The sequence below is a fragment of the Micromonospora sp. NPDC005413 genome (assembly GCF_040606435.1).
Lineage (GTDB): Bacteria > Actinomycetota > Actinomycetes > Mycobacteriales > Micromonosporaceae > Micromonospora.
Window position 1 is genome coordinate 85,960 of sequence record NZ_JBEXEV010000029.1, and the last position, 7,938, is coordinate 93,897.

The following is a 7,938-nucleotide window of genomic DNA, read 5'->3' on the forward strand; positions in this document are numbered from 1 at the left end:
GGTCGGTCGAGCATCACGGTCGGCGCGCATGAGGTGCATCCTGCCCGAGGAGTACGACAGGTCGCCACGCGACGCGGCGGACGACACCATGCGTCGTCACAGCCGCGACGCTAGGTGTGCGACCGGCGACGGCGCGTCGTGTGTCGCCCGGCGTCAGGGGCGGGTGTGGCGGAGCATGAGGACGCCGTCGTCGGCGGCGAGCACGTGTCGCAACGTCAGCTGTCGGGGTGCCGTGGTGTCGCCGGCGGTGATCCGGCCCGGTCCTGGACCGGCGAGCAGCGGCGAGACGGTGAGGCACAGCTCGTCCACCAGGTCGGCGGCGGTGAGCGCGCCGAACAGGTGGGGGCCGCCCTCGCAGAGCAGCTGGGTCAGCCCGCGTCGGTGCAGCTCGGCGAGGCCGGCGGCCAGGTCGACCCGCTCGGTGCCGCAGCGCAGGACGTCGGCGACGTCGGTCAGGCCGGGTGGCGGGTCCGCGTCGGCGTGGGTGAGCACGATCGGGCGGGTCGGGGCGTCGGCGAAGGCGCCCTGTGCCGGGTTCAAGTCGAGCGAGCCGGAGACGACCACCAGCGTGGGGTACTCGGCCAGCCCGTTCTCGCGGCGCCAGGCACGGCGGCGTTCGTTGAGTCGGACCGCCCGGTACCCCTCGTGGCGCAGCGTGCCGGCGCCCACCACCAGCGCGTCGCAGAGCATCCGCAGCAGGCCGAAGACCCGCTTGTCCGGCTCGCCGGAGAGCCCGGCGGAGTAGCCGTCAACGGTGACCGCGCCGTCCAGGCTGGCGACGAAGTTGACCCGCAGTCGGGGCTCGTCGGCGCGGCCGTAGAGGGCGGTCAGCGCGGCGTCGTCGAGCGGCTGCGCCGACGGCTCAGGCCAGAGCCGTTGGATCGGGATTCCGACGGTCATTCGCCGGCCGGACCGGTGACCGGAGGGGTTGGTTCGGCGGTACGGTGCTGGCAGTCGCACCAGTTCCGGCCCGGGCAGTCGTCGTGTCGCCGGGCCCGGCACGCTCGGCAGATCATGCTCGCAGCCTAAGCCGCGGGAGGGCAGGACAGCATGCCGCGTCAGATCTTCCAGCTGAAGATGTCCCTCGCCGGCGTCCGTCCGCCGGTGTGGCGACGGGTGCTCGTCCCGGCCGGCTACACGCTGGACCGCCTGCACCGGGTGGTGCAGCACGCGATGGGTTGGCGGGACTGTCACCTGCACTCGTTCGAGATCGACGCCGTGCAGTATGGCGAGCCCGACCCGGACGGTGAGTTGGCGCTGCACGACGAGCTGGACGTGCGGCTGGACGCGGTGCTCGGCAAGGGCAGCCGGTTCTCCTACACGTACGACTTCGGCGACTGGTGGGAGCACGACCTGGTCGTGGAGGACGCGCTGACCGTCGACCCCGACGAGCGGTACCCGCTCTGCCTGGACGGCGAGCAGGCCTGCCCGCCGGAGGGTGTCGGCGGGCCGTTGGGCTACCAGGCGCTACTTGTCGCGTTGGCCGACCAGGGCGGCTCGGCTGACCTGACCGACCCGCGGCACGCGATGCTGCGCGACTGGGCGGGCCCCACCTTCGACCCGTCCCGCTTCGACCCCAACCGCACAACCACCCTCCTCCGCCGCTTCTGCTGACCCCTCCCCTGGGGGGAGCGCGGCTGTAACGATCTGGGAACGCTCCCATCGCCCTATTGACACTCCTGTTACCCGCCGGCAATCTCATGGGAGCGCTCCCGGGGGTGGCATGGGTCACTTCGGCATCCCCGGCCTGGCGCGATGAGCACCCCCCACCACGCCCATCCAGCCTCACCACCGGAAAGAGGGGTCAGCGAATGAGTGTCACCACGCGGCGTACCCGCCTGGCGGCCGCTGCCCTGGCCGCGATCACCGCAATCGGCGGTCTCGCGGCCTGCGGCAACGACGACGACAAGCCGGCTGCCGGCGAGAAGCCGGCCAAGCTGGTCGTCGACACGTTCGGCGAGTTCGGCTACGACGAGCTCCTCAAGCAGTACGAGAAGGACACCGGCATCAAGGTCGAGCTGCGCAAGACCGCGCAGCTCGCCGAGTACCGGCCGAAGCTGGTCCGCTACCTCGCCACCGGCAAGGGCGCCGCGGACGTCACCGCCCTGGAAGAGGGCATCCTCAACGAGTTCAAGCCCAACGCGCGCAACTGGGCCGACCTCAACCCGTTGGTCGCCGACCACTCCAAGGAGTTCCTGCCCTGGAAGTGGGAGCTGGGCAAGGCGCCGGACGGTCGGCTGATCGGCCTGCCGACCGACGTCGGCAGCCTCGCCGTCTGCTACCGCAAGGACCTGTTCCAGGCGGCCGGCCTGCCCACCGAGCGCGACCAGGTGTCGGCGCTCTGGCCGGACTGGAAGGGCTTCCACGACGCCGGTCTGAAGTACAAGCAGGGCAGCGGCGGCAAGGCGTTCATCGACTCGATCACCGCCGTCTCCAACGGTGTGATGTTCCAGGGCAACGGTGACCTGTTCTACGACAAGGAAGACAACATCATCGCGGACACCAGCCCCGCGGTGAAGAACGCTTGGGACACCGCCACCTCGATGGCGGACATCTCCGCCAAGGCGCAGACCTGGTCGCCGGAGTGGTCGGGTGGCTTCAAGCAGGGCACCTTCGCGGCGACCTTCTGCCCGTCCTGGATGCTCGGCATCGTCTCGGAGAACTCCGGCCCGGCCAACAAGGGCAAGTGGGACGTCGCGTCCGTGCCGGGCGGCGGCGGTAACTGGGGCGGCTCGTGGCTCGCGGTTCCGGCGCAGAGCAAGTACCCGAAGGAGGCGGCGAAGCTCGCCGAGTACCTGACCAACGCGAAGAGCCAGGTGGAGGCCTTCAAGGCCAAGGGCCCGCTGCCCACCAACCTGGAGGCGCTGAAGAACGAAGCGTTCATCGGCTACACCAACGAGTACTTCAGCAACGCGCCGACCGGCAAGATCTTCGGGGAGAGCGTCGCCAAGATCCAGCCGACCCACCTGGGCCCGAAGCACCAGGCGGTCAAGGAGAACGCGCTCGAGCCGGCCCTGCGGGCGTTCGAGAGCGGGCAGGCCGACAAGGCGAAGGCCTGGGAGCAGTTCACGAAGGACGCCAAGACTCAGGGTGCCTTCTGAGTGATTCCCTGCCGGTGGCGTTCGGGGCTTCCCGGACGCCACCGGCCGGTCCCCTCCGCGTAGCACCCTGCGCGAGGGCCCCCGGGCCTCGCCGGAAAAGGAAATTCGCATGAGCCTGTCGGCCACGACGGCACCGCCGTCGCCAGCAGCACCGCCTTCTCCCGACGTCTCTTCCCGACGTAGCCGGGGAAGGTTACTCAACCGCCTCGATGTCAAGTACTCGCCGTACCTCTACATCGCCCCGTTCTTCCTGATCTTCGGTGCGTTCGGGCTGTACCCGATGGTGCGTACCGCCTGGATGTCGTTGCACGACTGGGACATGATCGGCGATCACTCGTTCATCGGCTTCGACAACTACACCCGGCTGGCGTCCGACGAGTACTTCTGGAACGCGCTGGTCAACACGTTCGGCATCTTCGCCATGTCGACCATCCCGCAGCTGTTGCTCGCCCTCTTCCTGGCGAACCTGCTCAACCGGACCTTCCTGCGCGCCAAGACCTTCTTCCGGATGGCCATCTTCATGCCGAACGTGGTGTCGGTGGCCGCGGTCGCGATCGTCTTCGGGATGCTGTTCCAGCGGGAGTTCGGCCTGTTCAACTGGCTGCTCAGCCTCGTCGGTGTCGACCCGGTCGACTGGGACGGGCAGCGGTGGAGTTCCTGGTTCGCCATCTCGTCCATGGTCAACTGGCGGTGGACCGGCTACAACACCCTGATCCTGCTCGCCGGCATGCAGGCGATCCCGAAGGATCTCTACGAGGCCGCAGCGATCGACGGCGCCGGCCCGTGGCGGCAGTTCTGGCAGATCACCCTGCCCATGCTCAAGCCCACCTTCATCTTCGTGGTCATCCTGTCCACGATCGGCGGCATGCAGCTCTTCACCGAGCCACTGCTCTTCGCCAACGGCAACATTCTCGGCGGCAGCCAGCGGGAGTTCCAGACGCTGGCCATGTACATGTACGAGATGGGCATCGTGAACCTGAACTCCGCCGGCTACGGAGCCGCGGTCGCCTGGGCGATCTTCATGATCATCGTCCTGGTGTCGCTGTTCAACTTCCTACTCGTCCGCCGCTCGGCGAAGTGAGGAGAGATCGATGATCTCGGCTTCCCAGCGCCTGTGGCGCACCAGTCCGCTGACCTACCTGGCGCTCGTCCTGGCGGCGCTGCTGTCGATCTACCCGTTCTACTACATGCTGGTGATCGGCACTCGCAGCCTGGACTCCATCAACGAAGTCCCGCCACCGGTAACCCCCGGCGGAGCGTTCGGTGACAACTTCGGGCGGGTGCTCGACAACGACGCCGCCAACTTCCTCACCGGCATGATGAACTCGATCATCGTCTCCTCGGTGGTCACCCTGTCGGTGGTGCTCACCGGTTCACTGGCCGGGTTCGCCTTCGCCAAGCTGAAGTTCCGGGGCAGCAACGCCCTGCTGCTGGCGATCATCGTCACCATGATGATCCCGACCCAGATGGGCCTCATCCCGCTCTGGTCCATGATGCAGGACCTGAAGTGGGGCGACACCCTCTACGCGGTCACCGTGCCGTTCCTGGTCAGCGCCTTCGGCGTGTTCATGATGCGGCAGTACGCCAGCCAGGCGATCTCCGACGAGCTGATCGAGGCCGGTCGCGTCGACGGGGCCAGCACGTTCCGGATCTACTGGAGCATCGTGCTGCCCGCGCTGCGTCCCGCCGCCGGCGTCCTCGGCCTGCTCACCTTCATGGAGACCTGGAACTCGTTCATCTGGCCGTACGCCATCCTCTCTCCGGAGAACCCGACCCTGCAGGTCTCGCTCTCCTTCCTCTCGTACGCCTACTACACCGACTACTCCCAGGTGTTCGCCGCCACCGTGGTGGGGACCATCCCCCTGGTGCTCGTCTTTCTCGTGTTCGGCCGCCAGATCATCGGCGGGATCATGGAAGGTGCCGTCAAGTCGTGAGCAACCCCGCCAGCCCATTCGCCGTCGATGTCCTCGACGAGCGCCCCGGGCTGACCTTTCCACCCGGTTTCCTCTGGGGGGCCGCGACCGCGGCATACCAGATCGAGGGGGCGGCGGCCGTGGACGGCCGTACCCCTTCGATCTGGGACACCTTCAGCCACACTGACGGTCGCGTCGTCGCCGGGCACACCGGCGACGTGGCGTGCGACCACTACCACCGGCTCGGCGACGACGTCGCTCTGATGGCCGAGCTGGGCCTGAAGTCGTACCGTTTCTCGGTCTCCTGGTCCCGGGTGCAGCCCGGCGGCACCGGCGCGGCCAACCCGCAGGGTCTGGATTTCTACCGGCGGCTGGTCGACGAGTTGCTGGCCAACGGCATCGAGCCGTGGCTCACCCTCTACCACTGGGATCTGCCGCAGCCCCTGGAGGACGCCGGTGGCTGGCCGGCCCGGGACACCGCGGCCCGCTTCGCCGACTACACGACGCTGGTCGCCGATGCGCTCGGTGACCGGGTGCGCTACTGGACCACGCTGAACGAGCCGTGGTGCTCGGCGTTCCTCGGCTACGGCTCCGGCGTGCACGCGCCCGGCCGCACCAACGGAGCGGACGCGGTCCGCGCCGGGCACCACCTGATGCTCGGGCACGGCCTGTCCGTGCAGGCGTTGCGGGCCGCCCGGCCGACCGCAGAGGTGGGCGTGACGGTCAACCTCTACCCGGTCGACCCGGCCAGCGACGCCCCTGCTGACGTGGACGCCGCCCGGCGGATCGACGGGTTGGCCAACCGGTTCTTCCTCGACCCGCTGCTGCGTGGGTCGTACCCGAAGGATCTGGTGGCCGACCTGAGCACGGTGACCGACTTCGACCATGTGCACGACGGTGATCTCGCGACCATCTCCACGCCGCTGGACCTGGTCGGGGTCAACTACTACAGCCGGCACGTCGTCACCGCCTCGACCGGCGGGGCCGACGCGGTGTCGGCCCCCTCGTGCTGGCCGGGCAGCGAGGACGTCCGGTTCGTCACCCGGGGCGTCCCGGTCACCGACATGGGCTGGGAGATCGACGCCCCGGGCCTGGTCGAGACGCTGCGCCGGGTGCACGACTACACCGATCTGCCCCTGTACGTCACCGAGAACGGCTCCGCGTTCGTCGACACGGTGGTCGACGGGCAGGTCGACGACGTCGACCGGTTGGCCTACTTCGACGCCCATCTGCGCGCCGCGCACGAGGCGATCAACGCCGGGGTGCCCCTGCGGGGATACTTCGCCTGGTCGCTGATGGATAATTTCGAATGGGCCTGGGGTTACACCAAGCGGTTCGGCATGATCCACGTCGACTACGACAGCCAGGTCCGCATCCCCAAGTCCAGCGCCAAGTGGTACGCCTCGGTGATCCGGCGCAACGGTCTGGCCGCACAATAGGCTCGGGCCAGCCATCAGGACGGTCCTGGCGTCCACCTCCCGCAGGTGGCGCCGGGTCCGCCCGCCGTCGGAGGAGCAGACGATGACAACGCAGCGCACCCGGTCGCTCGGGCGCCCGACCCTCGACGCGGTCGCGGCGCGTGCCGGCGTCGGCCGGGGCACAGTCTCCCGCGTGGTCAACGGCTCGCCCCAGGTCAGCCCGGAGGCCCGGGCCGCGGTCCAACAGGCCATCGCCGAGCTGGGGTACGTGCCGAACCGGGCCGCCCGTGCACTCGTCACCCAGCGGACCGACTCCGTCGCGCTGGTGGTGTCCGAGTCCGGCGAGCGGGTCTTCACCGAGCCGTTCTTCGCCAGCATCGTGCGGGGCATCAGCTCCGCGCTGCTGGAGACACCGATGCAGCTCTGGCTGGCCATGGCCCAGTCGCCGGTGGAACGGGAGCGGGTCGAGCACCACCTGACCAACCAGCACGTCGACGGCGTACTCCTGTTGTCGTTGCACGACTCCGACCCCCTGCCGACTCTGCTGGAGGAGCGCGGCCTGCCCGCCGTGCTCGGCGGCCGGCCCGCCCGAATGCTGCAACCCGGCGCTCAGCCGGCCTGGTTTGTCGACGTGGACAACGTTGGCGGGGCGCGGCAGGCGGTGGAATATCTGGCAAGGCAGGGGCGGCGACGCATCGCCACCATCGCCGGGCCACAGGACATGGGCGCCGGCCTGGCCCGGTTGGCCGGGTACACCGAGGCGGTCAAGGCCACCGGGGCCGGCGTCAACCCCGACCTGATCGCGTACGGCGACTTCAGCGAGAGCAGCGGTGCGGCGGGCATGCGCCGGCTACTGGACGTCTGCCCCGACCTGGACGCGGTCTTCGTGGCGTCCGACCTCATGGCGTTCGGCGCGCTGCGTACCCTGCGCGAGGCCGGCCGGCGGGTGCCGGAGGACGTCGCGGTGATCGGCTTCGACGACGCGACGATCGCCCGACAGGCGGAACCGCCGCTGACCACGGTCTTCCAGCCGGTGGAGGAGATGGGCCGGCAGATGGCCCGCCTGCTGGTCGCCCGAATCCGCGGCGAGGACCTCCCCGCCTCACACATCCTCCTGGACACCCAGCTGGTCCACCGCGCCTCCGCCTGACCTCCACCCCCACCTCCCACTCACCCCACCCCCACCCCCACCCCCACCCCCACCCCCACCCCGTCCGGGCCGTGGGTGATCATGAGGGTGATTGGTTCAAACCGGGCAAATAGGGCCGCTAACCTCATGATCGTCCGGGTCCTTGGGCAAGATCGTGCTCGATCCTGGTTGTAGTGGTCATCGTGGAGGGCGGAGGCCACTAAAACCAGGAAGTTGCACGATCTTGTGCGGGGCGGCACGGCGCGCGCGGCACGGCGCGCGCACCGTTGCCGGGGTTGCCGAGGGACTGGCAGCAGTTGTAGCCGCTGTGCGGGTTGACCAGACGGGTCGGGTCCTGGTTCTTGATGTTCTGCGCG

7 protein-coding genes are annotated in these 7,938 nt (G+C 69.1%); 6 read left to right on the forward strand and 1 reads right to left on the reverse strand.

The genetic code is table 11. The annotated features are described in order from the left end of the window. Window positions 1-153: 153 nt before the first annotated feature. On the reverse strand, window positions 154-900 hold the full coding sequence (locus ABZS37_RS25255; RefSeq protein ID WP_355172761.1) for a pyrimidine reductase family protein: 747 nt from the start codon (window positions 898-900) through the stop codon (window positions 154-156). A 150-nt stretch (window positions 901-1,050) separates the two neighbouring features. Here ABZS37_RS25255 and ABZS37_RS25260 point away from each other — a divergent pair, with 150 nt between their 5' ends. The 6 genes from ABZS37_RS25260 (at window position 1,051) to ABZS37_RS25285 (ending at window position 7,582) form a co-directional block, all read left to right on the forward strand. After that, window positions 1,051-1,614: a plasmid pRiA4b ORF-3 family protein gene (locus tag ABZS37_RS25260; RefSeq protein WP_355172763.1), complete on the forward strand. Its 564-nt coding sequence runs from the start codon at window positions 1,051-1,053 to the stop codon at window positions 1,612-1,614. A gap of 197 nt (window positions 1,615-1,811) precedes the next feature. Further along, on the forward strand, window positions 1,812-3,101 hold the full coding sequence (locus tag ABZS37_RS25265; RefSeq protein ID WP_355172765.1) for an extracellular solute-binding protein: 1,290 nt from the start codon (window positions 1,812-1,814) through the stop codon (window positions 3,099-3,101). A gap of 109 nt (window positions 3,102-3,210) precedes the next feature. Further along, window positions 3,211-4,182, forward strand: coding sequence for a sugar ABC transporter permease (locus ABZS37_RS25270; RefSeq protein ID WP_355172767.1), 972 nt, complete (start codon window positions 3,211-3,213; stop codon window positions 4,180-4,182). Window positions 4,183-4,192: 10 nt separating this feature from the next. After that, window positions 4,193-5,035: a carbohydrate ABC transporter permease gene (locus tag ABZS37_RS25275; RefSeq protein ID WP_355172769.1), complete on the forward strand. Its 843-nt coding sequence runs from the start codon at window positions 4,193-4,195 to the stop codon at window positions 5,033-5,035. Next, window positions 5,032-6,453, forward strand: a complete 1,422-nt coding sequence (locus tag ABZS37_RS25280) for a GH1 family beta-glucosidase (protein ID WP_354993389.1) — start codon at window positions 5,032-5,034, stop codon at window positions 6,451-6,453. The genes ABZS37_RS25275 and ABZS37_RS25280 overlap by 4 nt, the downstream gene beginning before the upstream one ends. An 82-nt stretch (window positions 6,454-6,535) precedes the next feature. Then, window positions 6,536-7,582: a LacI family DNA-binding transcriptional regulator gene (locus ABZS37_RS25285; RefSeq protein WP_355172771.1), complete on the forward strand. Its 1,047-nt coding sequence runs from the start codon at window positions 6,536-6,538 to the stop codon at window positions 7,580-7,582. Window positions 7,583-7,938 lie beyond the last annotated feature (356 nt).

What these genes read in the sequence shown, in the direction of transcription:
- ABZS37_RS25260 (WP_355172763.1), top strand. Translation starts at nt 1,051, where the DNA reads ATGCCGCGTCAGATCTTCCAGCTGAAGATGTCCCTCGCCGGCGTCCGT.
- ABZS37_RS25265 (WP_355172765.1), top strand. Translation starts at nt 1,812, where the DNA reads ATGAGTGTCACCACGCGGCGTACCCGCCTGGCGGCCGCTGCCCTGGCC.
- ABZS37_RS25285 (WP_355172771.1), top strand. Translation starts at nt 6,536, where the DNA reads ATGACAACGCAGCGCACCCGGTCGCTCGGGCGCCCGACCCTCGACGCG.
- ABZS37_RS25275 (WP_355172769.1), top strand. Translation starts at nt 4,193, where the DNA reads ATGATCTCGGCTTCCCAGCGCCTGTGGCGCACCAGTCCGCTGACCTAC.
- ABZS37_RS25255 (WP_355172761.1), bottom strand. Translation starts at nt 900, where the DNA reads ATGACCGTCGGAATCCCGATCCAACGGCTCTGGCCTGAGCCGTCGGCG.
- ABZS37_RS25270 (WP_355172767.1), top strand. Translation starts at nt 3,211, where the DNA reads ATGAGCCTGTCGGCCACGACGGCACCGCCGTCGCCAGCAGCACCGCCT.